18 protein-coding genes are annotated in these 21,479 nt (G+C 37.4%); 5 read left to right on the top strand and 13 right to left on the bottom strand.

Annotation, left to right across the window (positions count from 1 at the left end; all coding sequences use genetic code 11):
- The first annotated feature begins 9 nt into the window (after window positions 1-9).
- Entirely contained in the window at window positions 10-1,308 is a 1,299-nt protein-coding gene (locus ACN1CD_RS07795; protein WP_419129851.1) for a cryptochrome/photolyase family protein, read from the top strand.
- 5 nt (window positions 1,309-1,313) lie between these two features.
- Here the strand turns inward: ACN1CD_RS07795 and ACN1CD_RS07790 are convergent, their stop codons facing one another.
- From ACN1CD_RS07790 to ACN1CD_RS07750, 9 genes are all read right to left on the bottom strand, one after another.
- A complete protein-coding gene (locus tag ACN1CD_RS07790) occupies window positions 1,314-2,312 on the bottom strand; it encodes a hypothetical protein (RefSeq protein ID WP_419129850.1) in 999 nt (332 codons plus the stop codon).
- Window positions 2,313-2,453: 141 nt separating this feature from the next.
- Complete coding sequence (locus ACN1CD_RS07785) at window positions 2,454-3,326, bottom strand: FKBP-type peptidyl-prolyl cis-trans isomerase (protein WP_419129849.1); 873 nt, start codon at window positions 3,324-3,326, stop codon at window positions 2,454-2,456.
- Window positions 3,327-3,329: 3 nt separating this feature from the next.
- Window positions 3,330-3,821, bottom strand: coding sequence for an FKBP-type peptidyl-prolyl cis-trans isomerase (locus ACN1CD_RS07780; protein WP_419129848.1), 492 nt, complete (start codon window positions 3,819-3,821; stop codon window positions 3,330-3,332).
- Between the two features lie 251 nt (window positions 3,822-4,072).
- Window positions 4,073-4,483 carry an FKBP-type peptidyl-prolyl cis-trans isomerase gene (locus tag ACN1CD_RS07775; RefSeq protein ID WP_419129847.1) on the bottom strand — a complete coding sequence of 137 codons (411 nt, stop codon included), beginning with the start codon at window positions 4,481-4,483 and terminating at the stop codon, window positions 4,073-4,075.
- A 200-nt stretch (window positions 4,484-4,683) separates the two neighbouring features.
- The gene (locus ACN1CD_RS07770; RefSeq protein ID WP_419129846.1) at window positions 4,684-6,468 is read right to left on the bottom strand and encodes an acyl-CoA dehydrogenase family protein; all 1,785 of its coding nucleotides are present in this window, start codon (window positions 6,466-6,468) and stop codon (window positions 4,684-4,686) included.
- A 181-nt stretch (window positions 6,469-6,649) separates the two neighbouring features.
- On the bottom strand, window positions 6,650-7,003 hold the full coding sequence (locus ACN1CD_RS07765) for a four helix bundle protein (protein WP_419129845.1): 354 nt from the start codon (window positions 7,001-7,003) through the stop codon (window positions 6,650-6,652).
- Window positions 7,004-7,114: 111 nt separating this feature from the next.
- Window positions 7,115-8,290: an acetyl-CoA C-acyltransferase gene (locus ACN1CD_RS07760; RefSeq protein WP_419129844.1), complete on the bottom strand. Its 1,176-nt coding sequence runs from the start codon at window positions 8,288-8,290 to the stop codon at window positions 7,115-7,117.
- A gap of 134 nt (window positions 8,291-8,424) precedes the next feature.
- Window positions 8,425-10,830, bottom strand: coding sequence for a 3-hydroxyacyl-CoA dehydrogenase NAD-binding domain-containing protein (locus ACN1CD_RS07755; RefSeq protein WP_419129843.1), 2,406 nt, complete (start codon window positions 10,828-10,830; stop codon window positions 8,425-8,427).
- A gap of 5 nt (window positions 10,831-10,835) precedes the next feature.
- Window positions 10,836-11,270, bottom strand: coding sequence for a MarR family winged helix-turn-helix transcriptional regulator (locus ACN1CD_RS07750; RefSeq protein ID WP_419129842.1), 435 nt, complete (start codon window positions 11,268-11,270; stop codon window positions 10,836-10,838).
- A 164-nt stretch (window positions 11,271-11,434) separates the two neighbouring features.
- On the opposite strand from ACN1CD_RS07750, the gene ACN1CD_RS07745 reads away from it, so the two are divergent.
- Window positions 11,435-12,358, top strand: coding sequence for a hypothetical protein (locus tag ACN1CD_RS07745; protein WP_419129841.1), 924 nt, complete (start codon window positions 11,435-11,437; stop codon window positions 12,356-12,358).
- A gap of 529 nt (window positions 12,359-12,887) precedes the next feature.
- Here the strand turns inward: ACN1CD_RS07745 and ACN1CD_RS07740 are convergent.
- The 3 genes from ACN1CD_RS07740 to ACN1CD_RS07730 form a co-directional block, all read right to left on the bottom strand.
- Window positions 12,888-14,195: a DUF6089 family protein gene (locus tag ACN1CD_RS07740; protein ID WP_419129840.1), complete on the bottom strand. Its 1,308-nt coding sequence runs from the start codon at window positions 14,193-14,195 to the stop codon at window positions 12,888-12,890.
- Between the two features lie 89 nt (window positions 14,196-14,284).
- Window positions 14,285-16,000, bottom strand: a complete 1,716-nt coding sequence (ggt, locus tag ACN1CD_RS07735) for a gamma-glutamyltransferase (RefSeq protein ID WP_419129839.1) — start codon at window positions 15,998-16,000, stop codon at window positions 14,285-14,287.
- A complete protein-coding gene (locus ACN1CD_RS07730) occupies window positions 15,972-17,747 on the bottom strand; it encodes an AMP-dependent synthetase/ligase (protein ID WP_419129838.1) in 1,776 nt (591 codons plus the stop codon). The genes ggt and ACN1CD_RS07730 overlap by 29 nt, the downstream gene beginning before the upstream one ends.
- 264 nt (window positions 17,748-18,011) lie before the next feature.
- Between ACN1CD_RS07730 and ACN1CD_RS07725 the strand changes: the two genes are divergently transcribed.
- The 3 genes from ACN1CD_RS07725 to ACN1CD_RS07715 all read left to right on the top strand — a co-directional run bounded on the left by ACN1CD_RS07725 (window position 18,012) and on the right by ACN1CD_RS07715 (window position 19,371).
- A complete protein-coding gene (locus tag ACN1CD_RS07725) occupies window positions 18,012-18,488 on the top strand; it encodes a hypothetical protein (protein ID WP_419129837.1) in 477 nt (158 codons plus the stop codon).
- A gap of 243 nt (window positions 18,489-18,731) precedes the next feature.
- Window positions 18,732-18,905 carry a hypothetical protein gene (locus ACN1CD_RS07720; RefSeq protein ID WP_419129836.1) on the top strand — a complete coding sequence of 58 codons (174 nt, stop codon included), beginning with the start codon at window positions 18,732-18,734 and terminating at the stop codon, window positions 18,903-18,905.
- Entirely contained in the window at window positions 18,889-19,371 is a 483-nt protein-coding gene (locus ACN1CD_RS07715) for a DUF6169 family protein (RefSeq protein WP_419129835.1), read from the top strand. The genes ACN1CD_RS07720 and ACN1CD_RS07715 overlap by 17 nt, the downstream gene beginning before the upstream one ends.
- A 300-nt stretch (window positions 19,372-19,671) precedes the next feature.
- Here ACN1CD_RS07715 and ACN1CD_RS07710 read toward each other — a convergent pair whose 3' ends face one another.
- Window positions 19,672-21,453 carry a M61 family metallopeptidase gene (locus tag ACN1CD_RS07710; RefSeq protein WP_419129834.1) on the bottom strand — a complete coding sequence of 594 codons (1,782 nt, stop codon included), beginning with the start codon at window positions 21,451-21,453 and terminating at the stop codon, window positions 19,672-19,674.
- Window positions 21,454-21,479: the final 26 nt, after the last annotated feature.

Here is a 21,479-nt window from a genome sequence, read left to right as displayed (position 1 = left end):
AAATCAAAAATGAAAAAGACAATCAGTATCTTTTGGTTCCGCCGCGATTTACGCCTGGAAGATAATGCCGCATTATACCATGCCCTTAAAGGGGAACATCCTGTTTTACCACTTTTCATTTTTGATCAAAATATTCTGGATAAGCTGACAACAGATGATGCCCGGGTTACTTTCATTTATCAAACCATCGAGGATTTAAAAAAGTCGCTTCAGGAAAATGGATCAGATATATTGGTCAAATATGGCAAGCCCGAAAACATCTGGCCTGAAGTGCTGAAGGAATATGATGTTACAAAAGTTTATATCAACCATGATTACGAGCCTTATGCCCGAGAACGTGATGATAATATGGCGGAGTTTTTAAGGAGTGAAAATATTGAATTTAAGACTTTTAAAGATCAGGTAATTTTCGAAAAAGGAGAGATTCTGAAGGCAGATAAAACCCCTTACACAGTGTTCACTCCATTTTATAAACAGTGGCTTGCGAAGCTGAATGATTTTTACCTGAAAGCTTATCCAACCCAAAAATATTTTAAAAATTTGTTTGATACGAAGCATTTGCCTTTGCCTGCATTAAAAGCAATGGGCTTTGAAAAAAGCGAATTGGAATTTCCGAAAATCAGCTACGAAAGTAAACTTGATAATTACGCTAAAGAACGAGATTTCCCTGCCTTGCCCGGAACTACACGCATTGGTTTGCATTTGCGTTTCGGAACGATCAGCATCCGAAAGCTTGCAAAAGATGCTGTTGATGCGAAATCGAATGTCTGGCTCTCGGAGTTGGCCTGGCGGGAATTTTACATGATGATTTTGTGGCATTTCCCATACGCTGCTTTCGATTCCTTTAAAAAACAATATGATAAAATTAAGTGGCGTAATGATGAAAAGGAATTTAAAGCCTGGTGCGAAGGAAATACAGGATATCCATTGGTTGATGCAGGCATGCGGCAACTTAACGAAACCGGCTGGATGCACAACCGTGTAAGGATGGTAACGGCAAGTTTCTTATCCAAACACCTGCTAATCGACTGGCGATGGGGAGAAGCTTATTTCGCTAATAAGTTGCTGGATTATGAAATGGCCAGCAACGTGGGCGGTTGGCAATGGGCTGCTGGCTCAGGCAACGATGCAGCACCATATTTCAGGGTTTTTAATCCTGAACTCCAAACTAAGAGATTCGATCCGAAATTTGAATATATCAAGAAGTGGGTACCAGAGTTTGATACCAAAAAATATGCCCAACCAATAGTTGAGCATAAATTCGCAAGGGAAAGGGTTTTAAAAGTATTTAAGGAAGCTTTAAATTAATAAAGCTAGAAAACTGGAGTATTTGGAACCCCACCAGAAGTAAAATGACCCGTACCTTGAAAAAGAATAATTTTATCGCCTATTGTTCCCATATCAATTAAAACTGGGCCATAAACTCCCTGAACACTATAACTAGCTAAATTAAAATATTGGAATCCCACTCCCCCTGTTGTAAGTGTCCAAGTATAATTTAAATTATTAAAATAATAATCTGTTTCATTAGTTCTCCATCCACCAAATGTTTTCTTTAATTCTTGCCTTGATGTACAATAATATCTAGATATTGGATAAGTTACCCAATCAGTTGGAGTTTCATCAACCCAAACATCAACAAATAATCTTCTTTTACCATCTTCATTATAAAACAATGCAGACTTTACAGCTCTGGTTGTAGTCGACTCAACACTTGCCGTTTGATTACTTTTTGCATTAGTGTAACTTTCAGAAAGATTCTTGACAAAGATTCCTTGACTTTGATCTGTTTTGCTAATAGTTCCAACTTCAAATTCATTTTTATGTTGTCCCTTATAAGATACCATTCTTTGATCCTTAGTATATACAGTTGTAAAATCACCAATTTTTACCTCCCCCTTGCTATTTGTAAATAATGCAGAAAGTGGGGTACCGAATTTATACGTCAAGGAGCTATCCGACTTAATCTCTACTATTTGCGAATATTTATTCTTAAAATCATCAAATGAATTATTGGTATTCACATTTTCGTATTCCTTGTTTATTTCCAGATAAACATCATTATAAGACTTAAATTTTTGCAATTCTCTAGGCTTTACATGCAAATTTTCTGGCTTTATCAAAATATTAACCAAAGAATCAAATGCTTTTTGATCTCTGAATTTGAGGTAGCCGTTTTCGATACTAACAGCATTCGTTAAAAGTTTTTCATTTGGATTCCCAATATTGTTGGCATCCTTTTTACAAGAAGCAATCGAGATAATACCTAATAATGGTAGTATTAAGCAGCGTAAACTTATTTTTTTTTCCATATTTATATTGTATGATTTCCCTTACCCTTCAAACATACAACTAAAAATTAGGTTGTACAAAACTTGTCACCAAAAAAAAATGCCCAACTAGTAGTCGGGCACAATTCGAAGAAAAAAATTGAAGTTTTAAGGGAGCATTATCTAATTTGTAACACTAACAATTTCGATATCAAAGTCTAAAGGTGTTGCTCCATTTCCTAAATCTGCAGGAATAATTAAGCGAAGTTTTCCTCCAGCGGTCACCTTGCCTGGTAGAATCAACTGCCAACCCTTGAACAACCCGTTTAATACACTAGTGATCTGACCTGATGGCTGCGCTATTTCAACACCATCTAAAGATCTGACTACATAATTTGCTACAATAGTCGAGTTTAGTGAAATAGCATCCGCGCCTGTTCCAGCATTTATAATACTGTAACGAGCCCGTGAAGCATCTTTAATCACAATTAAATTATTTTTAGTAATAAAACTATTAATTTCAAGTTCATCTATCTGATGCCTTTTTGATTCGCTAAATATACCTAACTCAACCAAAATATTCTCATTCGAACCTACATTAATAGCACTTAAACCATTTTTACCAAAAGCAAGATTCGATGGCAAAATCAATGTTGCCTTTCCTCCTCTGTTTAACTTTGAAAGAACTTCTCTTATTGGAGCAAAAACATAATTCACCGTTGTACTATTAATGCTAAATTGATCCGTATAACCTAAAAATTTGCCTGGAATCATAACATCAGAACTCTCAAGTAATAGTTGTCCAGCTAGCGTTTTGAATTTATAGGAGTAAAATACAGAGTCTGAATTTTTCACTGCGGCACCCGTACCTGGATTAGTGATGCTATAATAATAGCCTTTTGTATCCTTTGTATATTTAATACTGCTGGCATTAACGAAAGTTTGAATCGCGGCATCATCAATCGTTTCGATCGAATCATATTCTTTTTGGCAGGCGCTAAAAAGTACTGTAGCCAATAAGCACAGGCAAAGGCTAATTTTGGTAAATTTGTTCATTTATTATTGTACTTCTGTAAGTGTGATATTAAAATCGAGTATAGAATTGGCTGGAATACTTGCTCCCTGAGCTACATTTCCATAACCATATAATGAAGGCATAATCAATCTGATTTTTCCTCCTTTTTGAATTTTTTGAATTCCTATTTGCCAGCCTGCAATTACATTGCCTAGCAAAAAGGTTATTGGCGTACCTTTCGAGCTATCGAAAATAGTTCCATTTAGTAATTTACCTTCATAATCAGCTGTAATCCGGGTATTAGTGCTGTAACTAATACTTCCATTTCCAGGTTCAATAATCTGATAGAAAAGACCCGATTGATCTTTTACTACATTCTGGATGTTATTGGCTTTTATAAATGCTCTGATTGCGGTAGTATCTGCAGTAAACTGCGGTGCAGGATCATAAGTTTCGAACGCCTCATCCTTTTTACAGGCAGCAAAGCATCCTACAATACAAATTAACAGTATTAAATATTTGAATTTAAGCATCATTGGCAAAAATAAGCTTTTAATACGGTTGCTCCAATTTTTAACCAATTTTAACAAAAAGCTGAAAGCCAAGAGCAAAAGTTGAAAGACTAAAACTGAAAGCCAAAAGACTAAAGCTAAAAGCCAAAATCAGAGGATAATACTATGCAACATAATCGTGTGGTATGCCATTATTACTGTTTTGTATTAGGCTGTTCTAACCGTCTCGCCACTACGGTCTTTCACGCTCGAGCTTTCAGCTTTAACCTTTAAACTTACTGCGTATTAGACAGTTGAATATTAAAATCAAGAACAGAGTTTCCTGGAATCGGTCCTGTGGCATTGCTTCCATATCCAAGACCCGGAGGAATAATTAACCTGATTTCGCCACCTTTCTGAATTTTTGGAATGCCGATTCGCCAACCCTGAATTAATTGCGAAAGCACAAAAGTTTGTTCTTTACCACTACCATTGTCAAATACACTACCATCCAGCAGCCTGCCTTCATACTTAATTGTGATACTCGTATTCGCAGGGTAAGTAAAATTTCCGGTACCAGGCTTGATAATTTGATAATATAAACCAGAGGCATCCTTGGTTGCGGCAATATTATTTTTAGCAATAAAATCAGCAATCTGCTTATCTGGATCTTCATCCCTTTTACAAGAGAAGATTGTGATTATCATAAGCAGCACAAGAAAAGAAAAGTATTTAATTTTAATCATTTTCAAAAATAGGCTTTAATGTACAATTGACAAAGCTCATTGCGAACAGATTTTTTCTTAAACAATTTATCGTAAACCGGAGAACTGAAAATAAAAAAGGTTTAAGATTCTGACGAACCCTAAACCTTTTAACTTTTGACTTTCAGCTTTTACCTTTCTACTTAAAAAATATATTTATTGGCTTCTATCAATTCTTGCGCTACCCGTTGACGAGCATCCTTCACATTAAACGGCTCTACTTTAGTAAACCTGCGGAGCCCAACCAACATCATGCGTTGCTCATCGCCTTCTGCAAAAGCCCAAAGTGCTTCTTTACCTGCTTTGGCTACACCATCAACAGCTTCTACCATATAAATGCGCAATAAATCTAATTGAACAGCTGTTGCCTCCTCGCCTTTTGTAGCGACCAATTTCTCCGTTCTCAACAAAGCTGATTCAAATACGTAAACATAACCAGCCATATCTGCAATGTTCATTAGAATTTCCTGCTCTTTGCTTAGCGTCATCATTAGTTTTTGAACCGCAGCACCAGCCACCATTAGAGTTGCTTTTTTAAGATTAGCCAACACTTTTTTCTCAGCGGCAAATAAGGTAGTGTCTTCTTCACCGAAATCTGGAATGCTCATTAATTCGGCAGCCACTGCTGTTGCAGGTCCCATTAAATCCAACTCACCTTTCATGGCCCGTTTCAACATCATATCAACGGTAAGCAAACGGTTAATTTCGTTTGTTCCCTCAAAAATTCTATTGATCCTTGCATCGCGGTAAGCCATGTCCATTGGTGCATCGGCACTAAAGCCCATACCTCCATAAATCTGAACACCTTCATCTACCGTATAATCCAGGGCTTCTGAACCCCAAACTTTAAGAATAGCACATTCAACAGCGAACTGTTCAACAGATTTTAATCGTGCTTTACCAGATTCCATTCCGTCAGCTAGCAGTTGATCATAGGTATCATCTATATTTTGTCCGGCCCTGTAATTCGCAGCATCAACAGCATAAAGTTTGGAAGCTATTTCAGCGATTTTAAAACGTATGGCACCATATTTCGAAATTGGGCGACCGAATTGACTACGCTCATTCGAATAATTAATAGCTGTATTTAAAGTTGCTTTTGAAGCACCGATTGCCGCAGCAGATAATTTAATCCGACCGATGTTTAAAATATTTACCGCAATTTTAAATCCGTTCTCTCGTTCGCTTAACATATTTTCTACGGGCACAGCACAATCATTAAAGAAAACCTGGCGTGTTGAAGAGCCTTTAATTCCCATTTTATGTTCTTCTGGATTCATGGTAATGCCACCAAAATCTTTCTCTACGATAAATGCTGTCAAATTTTTATCATCATCTATTTTGGCAAACACGATAAAAATATCTGCAAAACCACCATTGGTAATCCACATTTTTTGTCCGTTGATGATGTAATGTTTACCATCTTCAGTCAAGGTTGCTTTTGTTTTGCCTGAATTTGCATCTGAACCAGAATTTGGCTCGGTTAAACAATAAGCAGCCTTCCATTCACCAGATCCTAACTTCGGAATATATTTTGCCTTTTGCGCTTCGTTACCGTAATATAAAATTGGTAGTGTTCCAATTCCGGTGTGTGCTGAAAGTGCAACGGCAAAAGAGTGGCCTGCGCCAATTACATCGGCCACTAACATGGAAGTATTGAAATTTTTCCCGAAACCACCATATTCTTCAGGAACTGAAACTCCAAGAATACCCAATTCGCCAGCTTTGGTTAGAAGTGTTGGCATTAATTCGGGATCTTCCTGCTTATCAATTTTCTCTAAATTCGGATATACTTCCGACGCCAAAAAATCACGACAAGTTTGTGCAATCATTTGTTGCTCTTCATCAAATTCTTCAGGAATGAATATATCCTGATAAACGGTTTCTTTAATTAAAAATTCACCGCCTTTAATTGTGTTTTTTTCCATTTTTAGTAGTATCTAGTAGTGTGTATCAGGTATCAAGACTGGGCTCAAAAACCGGAAGTCACTAGTGTTAGTATTTAGTAGCGAGTATCAGGTATCAAGACTAGGCTCGAAAACCGGATGTCGCTAGGTTTAAGTATTTAGTATCAAGACTGGGCTCAAAACTGGAATCTTGATACTTTCTTTATATTTTAATGCTCTTATCTAACGCATAAATCATTTTTTGTATCTCAGTTGTTTTTTCAATCAAACTTGTCGATAAATTATCATCAAGTAATTCTAGTCGATTTGAAATAATTAGTTGTGTTTCTAATTCAAAAGCTGAACCCTGGCTTATATTCAAGAAATATTTGAATTGAGCACTACTTCCTCTCCCCGAACCTTCAGCAATATTCGAAGAAACCGAAACGGAGCACCTCTTCATTTGTGATATCAAACCATATTTTTCCTCATTTGGTAAAAGTGAAGTCGCTTTATAAACTTCAACGGCAAGTTCAATCGATTTTTGCCAGACCTTTAAATCTTTAAAATTGTGCATGTTTTAATAATATTAAGATTAGAGTAAATATTTGGGATGGAATTCTATTAAGGATGATTATTTCCTACCGATATTCAATCTTGATACTTGATACTCATATCTTGATACTATTTACAACAATTCAAAAATCCCTGCTGCGCCTTGCCCGGTACCTACACACATGGTTACCATTCCATATTTCTTATCTTGTCGTTTCAATTCGTTCATTATTTGCACCGTAAGTTTTGCACCGGTACAACCCAGCGGGTGACCCAAAGCAATTGCCCCTCCATTTACATTAATGATTTCCGGATTTAAATCCAATGTTCTGATAACGGCTAAAGATTGTGACGAGAAAGCCTCATTCAATTCAATCAGATCAATATCATTCTGATTCAATCCAGCCTGCTTTAGCGCTTTCGGGATGGCTTCAATTGGTCCGATGCCCATAATTCTTGGTGGAACGCCTGCTACGCTATAGCTTACTAACCTGGCAATTGGTTCGGCATTCAGTTCTTTCATTTTCTTTTCAGAAACTACTAAAACAAAGGCCGCACCGTCAGATGTTTGTGAAGAATTACCAGCAGTTACACTTCCAACTGCATCAAAAACAGGCTTTAGCTTTGCTAATTTATCTAAAGTGGTATCTGCACGTGGTCCCTCATCTGTATCCACTACATAAGACCTGGTTTTCTTTTTCAGGTTTTCATCCAGATAATTTTCATTAATGGTGATCGGCAAAACACCATCTTTTAAATGACCGTTTTTTATAGCATGAATCGCTTTCTCATGAGAGTTTAGTGCAAATGCATCCTGATCTTCACGACTCACATTGTATTCTTTGGCTACAGCTTCTGCAGTTAAACCCATTCCCCAATACCAATCTGGATTGTTTTTAGCCACCTCAGCATTTGGAACCAGTTTCCAGCCTCCAAAAGGCATTCCACTCATTACTTCCACGCCACCGGCAATGATACAATCGGCCATGCCTGCCTTAATTCTGGCCACCGCAGTTGCAATAGTATCTAATCCGGATGCACAATAACGATTCACCGTAACGCCAGGAACCTTATCAGTATCCAAACCCATTAGTGAAATCATCCGACCAATATTTAAGCCTTGTTCTGCCTCTGGAGTGGCGTTGCCGACAATTACATCATCAATTTGTTCTTTATCTAAATTAGGAACCGATGCTACCAAAGCACGGATCACTTCTGCGGCCAAATCATCAGCCCTTGTAAAACGGAATACGCCACGAGGTGCTTTACCCACTGCTGTACGATATCCGGCTATAATATATGCTTCCATTGTTTTAGCTTTGTTTAGTAGTAAGTAGCGAGTATCAGGTATCAAGACTGGCTCGAAACCAGAAATGCTAATTTTATAGTTTTAAATATGTTTGGAATCTTGATACTTGATACTCATATCTTGATACTCTCTTTTTAATTCCTCAACGGTTTCCCTTTTGTTATAATGCTCTGGATTCGCTCCAAACTCTTTCTTTCGCCAGCAAGTGATAAAAATGCTTCTCTCTCCAAATCCAATAAATATTGTTCGCTCACTTCAGTTGGAGAGGATAAATCACCACCGCACATTACATAACCCAATTTTTCGGAGATTTTTTTATCATGTTCAGATATATAATGACCTGCGTACATGCTATTTGCACCTGCATAAACAATTCCTAAACCTTGCTTACCCAGAACTTTAATATCTGTTCTTTGCACGGGTTTGGTATAGCCTGCATCTGCCAACTCAATAGCTTTTGCTTTAGCATCGGCCAACAAGCGATTGCGATTCATTGAGATAGAAAATTTATCTTTTTGAAGATAGCCTAGTTCATAAGCTTCGTAACCTGAAGTAGAAACCTTCGCCATTCCAATAGTTAAGAAACGTTCCTTCAAAGCATTTTGAACGATCTGATCATCTTTGTATTCATCAGATGCACGTAAAGCGAACTCTTTTGTACCTCCACCGCCAGGAATCACACCAACTCCAAATTCCACTAACCCCATATAAGTTTCTGCGGATAACTGAACATGATCTGCATGTAAGCTAAACTCGCAACCACCACCCAATGTTAAATTATGCGGTGCAACCACAACCGGAATAGAAGAATAACGAATCCGCATAGATGTATTTTGGAACATACGAATCGCCATATTTAATTCATCCCACTCCTGCTCTACCGCCATCATGAAAATCATACCTACGTTGGCTCCAGCAGAGAAGTTTGCACCATCGTTACCAATTACCAAACCGCGATAATCTTTCTCGGCCATATCAATGGCTTTGTTAATTCCTAAGATTACATCACCACCAATGGTATTCATTTTGGTATGGAATTCTACATTCAGGATGCCATCACCTAAATCGATAATGGAAACACCCGAGTTTTTCCAAAGGGTTTTATTTTCGCGAATGTTATCTAAAATAATAAAATCATCTGTTCCAGGTAAAGCTTTATAAGACTTTGTAGGAATATCATAGTACTTCTTAGTGCCACCTTCTACCTTATAAAATGAAGTATTCCCGGCATCCAGCATTTCATGAACCCAAATAGCAGCTTCATTTCCGTATTGCTTCATTCCTTCAATCGCTTCTTTAACGCCAACCGCATCCCAAAGTTCAAAAGGACCTAATTCCCAACCGAAACCTGCACGCATGGCATCGTCGATACGATATAATTCATCTGATATTTCTGGAATCCGATCCGAAACATATTCAAATAAACCGAAAGATGAATGACGGAACAGCTCGCCTGCTTTATCTTTTCCTTTGGCAAAAATCTTCATGCGTTCCTGAAGATTTTCAACCGGCTTGGTCATTTCTAAGGTGGCCGATTTTATTTTTTGCTGTGGCTTATATTCTAATGTTTTTAAATCAAGCGCAAGAATCTCTGTTTTACCTTCAGCCGTTTTAGTTTTTTTATAAAAACCTTGTTTGGTTTTATCACCCAGCCATTTATTTTCTTCCATTTTCTGCACGTAAGCAGGAAGTTTAAATAAATCGTGTGCTTTATCTTCAGGGCAATTATCATAAAGTCCTTTCGCAACCTTAATCATGGTATCTAAACCCACTACATCCGAAGTACGGAAAGTAGCCGATTTTGGCCTGCCCAAAGCAGGGCCTGTAAATTTATCAACTTCTTCAACCGTTAGGTCTAATTTCTCAACCAGATGTAATAGGGCCATAATAGAATAAACCCCTACCCTGTTTGCGATAAAGGCGGGTGTATCTTTACATAAAACCGTGGTTTTACCTAAAAACTTATCGCCATAATGCATTAAGAAATCAACAATTTCTGGTTTGGTATGTGGCGTTGGGATAACCTCCAACAATTTTAAATAACGAGGCGGATTAAAAAAGTGGGTTCCGCAGAAGTTTGCCTTAAAATCTTCACTTCTACCTTCAGCCATCAGGTGAATAGGAATACCGGATGTATTCGAGGTAATCAACGTTCCAGGCTTACGGAATTGCTCCACCTGCTCGAAAACTTTTTTCTTAATGTCGAGATTTTCGACAACCACTTCTATCACCCAATCAAAAACAGCAATTTTCGACATATCATCGTCGAAATTTCCAGTCTTAATTTTATTAACCACCTTTTTTGAATATACCGGCGATGGATTGGTTTTAATCGCCGTTTGTAAGGCCGTATTTACAATTCGATTCTTAACCGCTGAATGATCAAGAGTTAATCCTTTTGCCTGCTCTTCGGCTGTAAGTTCTTTGGGGGCAATATCCAAAAGCAAAACCTCTACACCAATGTTGGCGAAGTGGCACGCAATACGAGACCCCATAATACCTGATCCCAGAACAGCAACTTTATTAATGCTTCGTTTCATAATTATTAATCAACAGTATATGCTACAGTAATATCATTTAATTTTATTAATAGATTGATGAACGTTTCCTTCTCTTTTTTAGAAAAATGCTCATCGAGGTACTCATTAAATTTCCGGACAACACCCTTGGCCATTTGTTTTTTTTCTTTACCAAAATCAGTCAGAAAAACTTTTACGGAACGTTTATCTCCAACCGATGTTTCCCGGTAAATCAACTTGGCCTCTTCCATGTTATTCAGCATCCGAGACAAGCTCGTTGCTTTTACACCAAGTAAGCCAGCCAGGTTAGAAACAGCAGTACCTTCATCATCGTTAATGTTAATTAACATATAGCCGATTGCCTGGGTAATTCCAAAACTGGCAGCCATTTGATTATACTTATTAAACATGTTCTGCCATGCAAATTTGATATGGTAATCTAATGTTTGCTGTTGTTTCATTTCACAAATTTATTATGCTTGCATAACAAAGCTAACAAATGTATTTTGTTAATGCAATAGAAAATTTCAAAATAATTGTTAAAAGATTCTTATTATAGTCGGACATAAATCAGACCTACAGAATTATGCTGTTATTGAAAAAATTTCTACTTACTAATTTAACTATGCTACTGGTAATTAGCAGCATGGCACAAACATCATATTTTGGAAATGTGCATCTTGTTGCTGATAAGCTTGAAGCTTTTAAGAAAACGACCACGCTATTTACACTACCCTATGCAGATTATAAAGAACTTGATAAGTTTGAGGAAGCCATAAAAAATAGCTGGACCATCACCCCTTACAAAATCATTAAGCCCGAAGAACTGGCCAATTATCAAACGTCACCCGATTATTCCTTTTTTTACCTTGATACTTACACTGATCAGGTTGATACAATTGTAAATCAAAATCTTGTTTATGGACTCAAAATGATCTCACCAACAGAAAAACCTAAGCAAATGCAGGAGACCACTTTAGCTACCATAACCTTATTTCCAGATGCAGTTAGCAATTTGCAAATTGCATGGGTTACAGAACAAGGAGGATCAAAAAGGGCGGTAAAATCTAAACAATTGGGGATATTATATAATCACTCTAAATTTTTAAACTGGTCTGCCGGGTTGCTTACCGGCTATTTGAAACAGATTAACGATGGACTATTATTGAAACAAACACGTGGCTTAGATTATCAGTTTTACAATAAAATAAGGGTTCCGGAATTAGTGGAAGAGACACTTTACATTCCTGAATATGTACGGGAGGTTTTTTCTTCGCAACCGGTTACACTCGAACAAGCACCAGTTGAAGAACGATACCGCTATAAATTCAAGTTTGTTACCAATGCTGTGTTGGATAGCCTTATCTTAAAAAAAGGTTCAAGCATAAAATATTTAGTTTATACGAAACGCTCTAATGATAAAATTATCAGTATCTACGATAGCAAAGATGGATTATTGATTTACCAGATGTTCTCTTTCCAATCGCCGAATTTTAGTATGAACGATTTGAATAATATCAAAAAGACAATTAAAGAAATCGAAAAGTAATTGAATTGATAATCATCAGACTGAAACAATATTCTTTACTACACGAAGGAACAACAAAGAGGCTTCAAGTACTAAGGTTGCTACAATTTCGATGTTATTCTTGTCCTAGCCGGACGGGCTCTCTTCTTTGGGCAACCAAAGAAGCAAAGTTGCCGACTCGCAATTTTTCTGTTTAAGTCAGTAGGTAGGCTTTGTTAGTGCCATCCCGAAAAATTGACCATGCCGGTCTAAGAGCAGAACGAAGAAACAGTGGTTTGGCCTTTTTAAGTGGTTATAGCGATCGCTGTATCCCATTTGCTGTCATGCTGAGGGTTAATCTATTTCATAAAAATCAATATAGGTGACGTTTTTTTTGCAATTAATTGATTTTCTGCATTTTAATAAACGATAGCGTACCTAAACACCGTTAAGAACATTTTTCCAAAATCCTTTGACAGGTTCAGGATGACATTTCAAATTTATGGATACAGCTTCACAAAAAAAGCTCCCGATTTTCATCGGGAGCTTTCATTTTATATTTTAAAATCGACTAGTAAAGTGTGAACTCTACACGACGGTTTTGTTGACGACCAGCTGCAGTTTTGTTAGTTGCAATTGGCTGACCCATTCCGTAACCTGTAGCCTCAATACGTGATGCATTTGCACCTTGAGATACTAAGTAAGCTTTAACAGATTCTGCTCTTTCTTTAGATAAACGTAAGTTTAATTCTTTAGAACCAGTATTATCTGTGTGACCAGCTAATTTTAAGCTAAAGTTTTTCTGAACCAATAATCCAGCTACTCTGTTTAAAGAAGCGTAAGATTTAGAACGGATAGTTGCTTTACCTAAATCAAATTCTAAGTTTTTGATTGCTTCGCTAACCACTTTACGATCTTCTTCAGTAATGATTGTTACCTGAGGTTTTGGAGCAACTAATGGACAACCTGATCCATCAACTACAGTACCTGCCGGAGTATCTGGACATTTATCCAATTTATCTGCAACACCATCATTATCGCTATCTTTTAATAGATCAGACATTTCTGAACGTAATTTAGCATTCTCAGCTTTTTGAGCATCAAGATCACCTTTCAACGCATCAGCAGCTTGTTTAGCTTTAACAGCTTCATCATAAGAAACAGCAACCGGGCTATGGAAAGCTAATTGTTGTCCTTTACCTAATGCAAATTCTAAACCAGCATGAGCATAGTTATATTTATCATTAGATCCACGGCTGAAACCATCAAGATTATCAGCATCAACAAAGTTGATTGTCCAACCTAAATCGATGTTAATACCGTCCGATACTTTAAATTTAGCACCTAAACCTACCGGGATCACTAATTTATCAACTTTCTCGCTTTCTACAGATGCACCTGCATTGTTCACAGTAGTAACCTGATAATTTGTAACACCACCACCAACTGATCCGTATAACTGGATATTATTTTGTTGTTTAAATGCACTGAAGTTAAACATGTTTACTACAGCATTTAAGCTTGCAGAATAGTTTAAATCAGTTTCAAAAGATCTGAAAGGGCTAGGATTTACAACACCACTGTTGAAAGGCTCAGTATTGTCACCTTTTAATTTACCACGAACTCCGTCTAAACGTAAAGAGAAATACGGTGTGATTTGTTTTTTGATATACAAACCGTAACCTAAGCTAGATTTCCAGTTAGAATAATCATTTTGTCCTCCTAGTGGAGAAACCGGAGATAAAACTCCTGCATTTACACCAATAGACCATGTTCTGAAAGGAGTAGTTGAGGTAACCGGTTCCTGTGCCGAAGCTGCAGTTCCGATGAACAAACCGGCTAATGCAACCGGTAAAGACTTAAATAGATTTAATTTCATGTTCGTTATATTAATTTGTAAGCGTTTTCCACATTCAGCAATTGCCATACCAAAAATATCGTTTGGAAAAAATAAAATTAATTTAAAATTTAATAGCCGATTGCCTGGTCATCTCCACGCGGATCTGCCCCTCCCTGATAGCTTCCTGAGCTAGTTTTTAAAATGGCATCTACTCTGCCAATTGCACCACGAGGTATTATTTTATAGCCTTTTAACTTTAGTTTTTCTATCGCCAGACTGTCAATAGCATCTTTTTCAACATATACTTCATCTGGCAACCATTGATGATGAAATTTCTTTGCTGCAACCGCTTGTTGCATATTCATATCAAAATCGATCACATTAATTATAGTCTGGAAAACTGATGTAATAATGGTAGAACCACCAGGCGTACCCACAACCATAAATAAATTTCCATTTTTCTCTACAATACTAGGCGTCATCGAACTTAACATTCGTTTACCTGGCATAATGGAATTTGCTTCTCCACCAACTAAGCCATACATATTTGGCGAGCCAGGTTTAACTGAAAAATCATCCATTTCATTGTTTAATAGAAATCCAGCTCCTTTTACTGCCACCAGTGATCCATATGAACCATTAAGCGTTGTGGTAATAGAAACTGCATTTCCATCATGATCTACAATAGAAAAATGGGTAGTTTCCTCATGCTCAGCTCCATTAATTTTTCCAGCTAAAACCTGATTGCTTGGTGTCGCTACGGCCCAGTTAAAAGTGGCCATTCGATTTTTATTGTACGTATTACTGAGCAACTGGCTTTGCGGAACTTTATAAAAATCAGGATCACCAAGATGTGTTGCACGGTCTGCGTAAACCCGTCGTTCGGCCTCTACAATTACCTGAACTGTAGAATCTGTATTATAGCCCCATTTTTTTAGCGGAAATGGTTCCACACTTTTTAATAATTGAACCAGGGCTATTCCACCACTGGATGTTGGCGGCATGGTGATAATTTTGTAACCACGGTAATCGCCAATAATTGGTTTCCGCCATGCGGAATGGTAACTTTTCAAATCTTCTTTAGTAATTAGTCCTCTGCCCCTTTGCATTTCCGCAACAATAGCATCTGCCACCACTCCTTCATAAAAACCAGACCGCCCCTTTTCCTGAACAAGTTTCAATGTATTGGCTAGTTCGTTTTGTATGAGCAAATCATTCTCCTTCCAGGTGCTTTCTAAATTTACCAGAGCAGTTCCATCGGGATTGAAAGCCATGAACTTTTGATGCAAACCATTTAATTCTGCCGCCTGGCGTTTGGTAATCTTGAAACCATTCTGTGCTAAATCTATCGCAGGTTTAAGCACTTCTGCCCAGGTCAATTTGCCATATTTTTGATGTGCTTGTACCATCCCATCAACAGCACCCGGAACGCCAGCAGCTAAGTGACCGTAAAGGCTTTTATCAACTACAGGGTTTCCAACGCTATCCAGATACATGTCTCTACTGGCGGCGGCTGGGGCTTTTTCTCTAAAATCAAGCGCATTTACTTCGCCCTTGGCAGATCGGTAAACCATAAAACCACCGCCTCCGATATTGCCGGCATTTGGATATACTACAGCCAACGCAAACTGAACAGCAACGGCAGCATCAACTGCATTACCTCCTTTTTTTAAGATCTCAATACCAACCTGAGAGGCTTCGGGATGCGCAGAAACCACCATTCCATTTTTATATTCGCCACTATTGTTTTTACTTAATTGCCCGGTTACACAACCTGAAAGCAAAATAGTAACTGTAATTAAAACCGCTAATCCCTTAGTTTGGGGCCTTATAGCTTTCTGCATCTTTATATATTTTTTCGATAATATCGATATTTTTTTCGGTGATTATTTTTCTTTTTAAACTTAATTTTGGTGTCAGCTCTCCCCCAATAATACTCCACTCTGTTGGCAGCAAAGCAAATCTTTTTACCTGCTCCCATTTACCGAAACCAATACTTAAAGCTTCAATTTCTTCATTATATTTGGTTAAAACCAGATCGTTTTTAATCAATTCTGCATGATTGGTGAAATTAATACCCTTTCTACCTGCCCAGGTTTTTAAGGTTTCAAAATTTGGAACAATCAAAGCTGATGGAAATTTCCTGTTCTCACCTAAAACCATAATCTGCTCTATAAAAATAGATTCCTTGTATTTATTTTCTAGCATTTGCGGTGCAATATATTTACCACCTGCGGTTTTAAACATTTCTTTTTTACGATCAGTGATTTTCAGAAATCTCCCATCTATTAATTCACCGATATCTCCGGTATGGAACCAGCCATCCTCATCAATGGCCTCCTTTGTTAAATCAGGGCGATTGTAATAACCCTTCATTACCTGATGACCACGCGTTAATACTTCACCATCCGGAGCAATTTTAACTTCTACACCTGTAATAACTTCACCAACGGTGCCAAACATAGTGCCGCCCATACGGTTCACGGTAATTACGGGCGAGGTTTCTGTTAAACCATAACCTTCAAAAACGGGCATCCCTGCTGCCCAGAAAATCCGGGCCAAGCGTGGGTTTAAGGCTGCTCCACCAGATACGATTACAACGATTTCTCCGCCTAAAGCTTCCTGCCATTTCTTAAACACCAACTTTCGGGCAATGCTTAATTTGAAATTATACCAGGCGCCAGCATCAATCGTATATTGCTCTGCCAAAGCCACCGACCAGAAAAAGATATTTTTTTTAATGCCTGTTAGCGATTTCCCTTTCTCCATAATCTTATCGTACACCTTTTCCAACAGGCGTGGTACAGTAGAAAATAAATTTGGTTTTACATGCTGAATATCTGCCACAATGGTTTCCATACTTTCGGCATAATAAACATCTGTACGATTATACAGGTACAGGTAAATGATCATTCGTTCAAAAATGTGCGATAAAGGCAAGAAGCTTAGTCCTTTTTTTCCTCCCTCCGGAATGATCACCAATGAATTTAAAAAATTAGAAACCAGATTTTTGTGGGTTAGCATTACTCCCTTTGGAGTTCCGGTTGTACCTGAGGTATAAATTAAAGTGAGGATATCTTCGCCACTTACCTTGCTTTTATAGTCATCCAGGTTAATATCTGTGGCAGATTTCCCTGAATCTGTTAATACTTTCCAGTTATCTACCCCGTTTACTTCGCTAAAACTGTATATTTTTATATTCGGATTTACCTCATCAGCACAGGGCTTTATTTTTTCGTATAAGTCCTGATCAGCTACAAAAATGATTGAAACCTCTGCATCTTTGAGGATGAATTTAATATCATGCTCTGCTAGTGTTGGGTACAGCGGAATTTGATAAGCACCGATTTGATTGGCGGCAAAATCGGCGATATTCCATTCTGGTCTGTTGTGAGACATTACCGCCACACGCCCTCCCTTAGCCATTCCAACCTTGATTAATCCGCGACTTAGGTAATCTACAGCATCACAAAATTCTGCTGTACTATAATTCACCCATTTTCCGTGGATTTTACCATTAACGAATTCTTGCTTAGGTTTTTCCAAGCTGTACTTTAATAGATCGAAAACTCGTGTAATTTCTGCAGCCATATCATTCTATAATATTTGGTTAAGTTAAAAAAATCAAACTTGAAAGGTCGCATATCTACAGATATTTTGATGCAATAATTGAGATCGATAACTGAAACACGTTATCAAACCTTCCATTTGAAATATTTTACTAAACTTAAGAATTACAGAATTACTATGCAAGCATTGTTTTTTCAAATCATATTTTTTTACTAAAAAAGTATAATCGGCATTAAAGTTGTTAAGCAGATTATTATTTAAAAATTTACATTAACAAAATCGATTATGAAAAAGTTATTTACAATTTTAGGATGCATTGGACTATTTACGCTTACCTCTACACAGGTTAAGGCGCAAAACTACAAAACTGCCCTTGGTTTAGGTCTTGATTTTGGTGATGGTGCAACATTAGTTGGCCCTTCAGTGAAACATTTTTTCAATGCACATGATGCAGGTCAAGCAGAGGTTTTATTCGGTAGTAACCTAACTACGATCAACTTATTTTATCAATACCATGGTAATGTTAAAGGAGCATCGGGTTTAAAATGGTATGCAGGTGGTGGTCCGGCAGTAAACTTCTTTAGTTTTAATGGATTTAATGATACTTCTTTCGCATTGAAGCCAATGGTTGGTTTAGACTATAAAATTTCTGGCGCTCCTTTAGCATTCGCTTTTGATTGGAGACCAACCATCTATTTAGGTGACAATGATAGTGATTTCGGAGCCGGAAGATTTGGTTTTGGATTTAAATATGCTTTTTAAGCTAAAGAGCGGAAAGCTGAATACATAGAGCACAAAAACCCCGTTAAGAAATTTCCTTAACGGGGTTTTTATCGAAATAGATCAAAGCTCCCGGCAAGAAGAAATACCATATACAAAATAAATTTTCGAATGAAGTTTTAAGCTTTTAAATAACCTGAACGCTAAGTAAGAAACAAATTCATTTGCAAGCTGTTATAGCTCAAATTTTGGTTTAAACCAAAATAAATTTTATCTTTATACCTTATGAAAGCAGAAAAAGCAAATACAGTTAAAGCTGTCGGCGTTGAACAAACTGCTGGCGACAAAGTAAATCCGTTCAAAAAATTGATGGACGATAAAAATCGCATTATCGAAGCGATTAAAGATGGTAAAGATTTATCCATGTTAAAAGGAATTAAGTTTGTCCGCCCGATATGAGATAAACCGTAACGAAGACGGCACATCTTATCAATTTATAACTTTTTCTGGTAATACATACATAGCTTATTTTACAGAATTTTCATTGCAGGATAAGGACGGCAATGAAATCCCGACTGTATCTTTTGGTTTTTATTGTAAGTTGGCTAATGACGAGAAACCTCAACGCTTCGATGCAAAAATAAAACGGACCATCATCTATATTATAAACGAGTTTTTTCGTATACAACCAGCTGAAGCAATACTTTATCTTTGTATGAATCAAGGTGGGAAAGCAAAAAATAGGCATATTACTTTCGATAGATGGTTTAAGGAAGCTGGTGAAGACCTTGAAAAGCATGATGCCGTTGATGAATTGACTGAACCGAGTTTTTACAGTTCTATTATCATTAAATCTACCAACCCCGAAAAGCAAAAATTCATTGATGCATTCTATTATACAATAGGATTTTGGGGCCTGGGATAAGAAAATAATTGAGATAGGTAAATAGGCTTTTTCTTTAAAGTACCGTTACAAAAGAGAGTGATCGAAAGAAATCTATTTTGTAATACTCTAGTCGGCGCAAAGATTTATTAGCAGAGAGTTTAAGTACCAAATACGAACAATTACCCTATTAACTCTAGGCAAAAACAGTGTTAACTGCCATTTAATTAATAATTTAAGACATACAAAAAAGCATCGGCCTTCACCGATGCTTTTGTTATAGTAAAATATTTATCGTCAGAATATAATGACTTTCGGACTTTGCTACGCACAACTACAAGCTTACTTTCCCAACCATTTAGCAAATACTGCTTTCTGAGTAGGTGTTGCATCTTCTTTAATTGTTGGCTTTAAACGCACACTCGGATTCTCTTTCAGGTTTAAAGAGATTTCTTTATCTAAACCATCACGTTTTACTTTCAATTTTAAAACTTCTCCAATGTTTTTCCTGGTCACTAGAGGCAAGGTTTCGAGCGATAACATTGCACTCCTCAATTTAATTGTTTCCAAAGCATCATTTACGGTTACACCGTCTAGAGAAATTATCTCATCGTTTACGTTTAAACCTGCAATCCATGCTGCAGAATTCCTGGTGATTGAAGTTACATTAATGGTTCCGTTGTTGGTTAATTGTCCGGCGGCCCCAGTCACCGGCTTATCTGGCGTTGCGTTTTCCGTGGCTACATCAACACCAGCATATCCGAAATATTTTTTGTACTCAATATCATCTACGCCAATAACATATTTCGCCCAGAAATTAGTGAAACTTATTCCAGAGATTTTTTCTACCATCGCCTTAAATTCGGCATCAGTATAACCGCGTTTTAATGTTTTACATTGCAGGTACATCGCTTTCATTACATCATCCAGACTTTTTTGTCCTTTTGTTGCATTGATGATTTCTAAGTCCATCAAAATCCCAATCACTTCGCCCTTACTATAATATGAGATGGAATTATTTTTTGAATTTTCATTCGGGCGATAGCCAATAATCCAGGCATCATAACTAGATGATGCAGCAGATTGATACTTAGCTCCCGGCGTATTCACTACCGTTCCAATTGCTCCGGCAAGATCTGTAACAAACTGATTAGGGTCGTTAAAGCCAGCCCTTTGCATATATTTATTTTCGTAATATGAGGTAAAACCTTCGGCTACCCAAAGGTTGGTGGTGTAGTTTTCGTTATCGTAATCGAACGGGCCTAAAGCTACCGGACGTAAACGTTTCACATTCCAAAGGTGATGATATTCATGAGCTACAAGAGCTAAGAAGCCTTTATAACCCGCCTCGGTATTGTAAGCATTTCTTGTAGCACCCAAAGTAGTGGAGTTTAAATGTTCCAAACCGCCGCCACCTCTTAAAAAATTATGAACGATAAAAACATAATGTTTGTTAGGATTTTCTCCATAAACCTTGGTTGGTTCTTCAACAATTTTGGCCATATCTACTTTAAGTTTTTCCTTATCATAGTTACCTCCACCATACATCGCCACTTCATGACGAACACCTGCAGCCATAAATTCGAACACATCCTGGTTTCCAACTTCTATCGGACTATCATATAAAATATCAAAATCTGTAGCTGCGTAAGTAAACTGCTGCCCCGCAACTGGCGTTAAGCCGGTAGATACTTTGCTCCAGGTATTGAAAGGAATAATTTTAACGGTGCTTGGTGATTTGATCATCCCATCAGGATGCATAAAAATTCCGGTTGGCGATAAGAAAGCATGAGATTCATCAATAAATGGTGTCCGCACAGAAATTTCGAATGCATAAACCCGGTAGTTGATTTTAATATTGGCTGCCTTTGCAGAAAATATCCGCCAGGTATTTTTCCTCACTTTTTCTACTTTAACGGCTTTACCACCTGCAGTTGCTTTAAATTCTTCTACGCTTTTCTCAAACTCACGTACTAAATATGAACCTGGTGTCCACACTGGCATCTTAACATCTACATAATCTTTCGCCAAGCCAGAGATATTCATCTGAACTTCGGCATAATGTGCTTGTGGTTCTTTAAAAGAAACTTCAAAGCCAATTTTTACCTGCGCCTTTGCTGCCATAATACACGTTAGTAGTAAAACTAAAC

Source organism: Pedobacter sp. N23S346 (assembly GCF_048515415.1).
Lineage (GTDB): Bacteria > Bacteroidota > Bacteroidia > Sphingobacteriales > Sphingobacteriaceae > Pedobacter.
This window is presented reverse-complemented; position numbering and strand designations above follow the sequence as displayed.

Excerpts from the sequence above, each read along its gene's own strand:
- ACN1CD_RS07795 (WP_419129851.1), top strand. The coding sequence starts at position 10 with ATGAAAAAGACAATCAGTATCTTTTGGTTCCGCCGCGATTTACGCCTG.
- ACN1CD_RS07790 (WP_419129850.1), bottom strand. The coding sequence starts at position 2,312 with ATGGAAAAAAAAATAAGTTTACGCTGCTTAATACTACCATTATTAGGT.
- ACN1CD_RS07785 (WP_419129849.1), bottom strand. The coding sequence starts at position 3,326 with ATGAACAAATTTACCAAAATTAGCCTTTGCCTGTGCTTATTGGCTACA.
- ACN1CD_RS07780 (WP_419129848.1), bottom strand. The coding sequence starts at position 3,821 with ATGATGCTTAAATTCAAATATTTAATACTGTTAATTTGTATTGTAGGA.
- ACN1CD_RS07775 (WP_419129847.1), bottom strand. The coding sequence starts at position 4,483 with ATGATAATCACAATCTTCTCTTGTAAAAGGGATGAAGATCCAGATAAG.
- ACN1CD_RS07770 (WP_419129846.1), bottom strand. The coding sequence starts at position 6,468 with ATGGAAAAAAACACAATTAAAGGCGGTGAATTTTTAATTAAAGAAACC.
- ACN1CD_RS07765 (WP_419129845.1), bottom strand. The coding sequence starts at position 7,003 with ATGCACAATTTTAAAGATTTAAAGGTCTGGCAAAAATCGATTGAACTT.
- ACN1CD_RS07760 (WP_419129844.1), bottom strand. The coding sequence starts at position 8,290 with ATGGAAGCATATATTATAGCCGGATATCGTACAGCAGTGGGTAAAGCA.
- ACN1CD_RS07755 (WP_419129843.1), bottom strand. The coding sequence starts at position 10,830 with ATGAAACGAAGCATTAATAAAGTTGCTGTTCTGGGATCAGGTATTATG.
- ACN1CD_RS07750 (WP_419129842.1), bottom strand. The coding sequence starts at position 11,270 with ATGAAACAACAGCAAACATTAGATTACCATATCAAATTTGCATGGCAG.
- ACN1CD_RS07745 (WP_419129841.1), top strand. The coding sequence starts at position 11,435 with ATGCTACTGGTAATTAGCAGCATGGCACAAACATCATATTTTGGAAAT.
- ACN1CD_RS07740 (WP_419129840.1), bottom strand. The coding sequence starts at position 14,195 with ATGAAATTAAATCTATTTAAGTCTTTACCGGTTGCATTAGCCGGTTTG.
- ggt (WP_419129839.1), bottom strand. The coding sequence starts at position 16,000 with ATGCAGAAAGCTATAAGGCCCCAAACTAAGGGATTAGCGGTTTTAATT.
- ACN1CD_RS07730 (WP_419129838.1), bottom strand. The coding sequence starts at position 17,747 with ATGGCTGCAGAAATTACACGAGTTTTCGATCTATTAAAGTACAGCTTG.
- ACN1CD_RS07725 (WP_419129837.1), top strand. The coding sequence starts at position 18,012 with ATGAAAAAGTTATTTACAATTTTAGGATGCATTGGACTATTTACGCTT.
- ACN1CD_RS07720 (WP_419129836.1), top strand. The coding sequence starts at position 18,732 with ATGAAAGCAGAAAAAGCAAATACAGTTAAAGCTGTCGGCGTTGAACAA.
- ACN1CD_RS07710 (WP_419129834.1), bottom strand. The coding sequence starts at position 21,453 with ATGGCAGCAAAGGCGCAGGTAAAAATTGGCTTTGAAGTTTCTTTTAAA.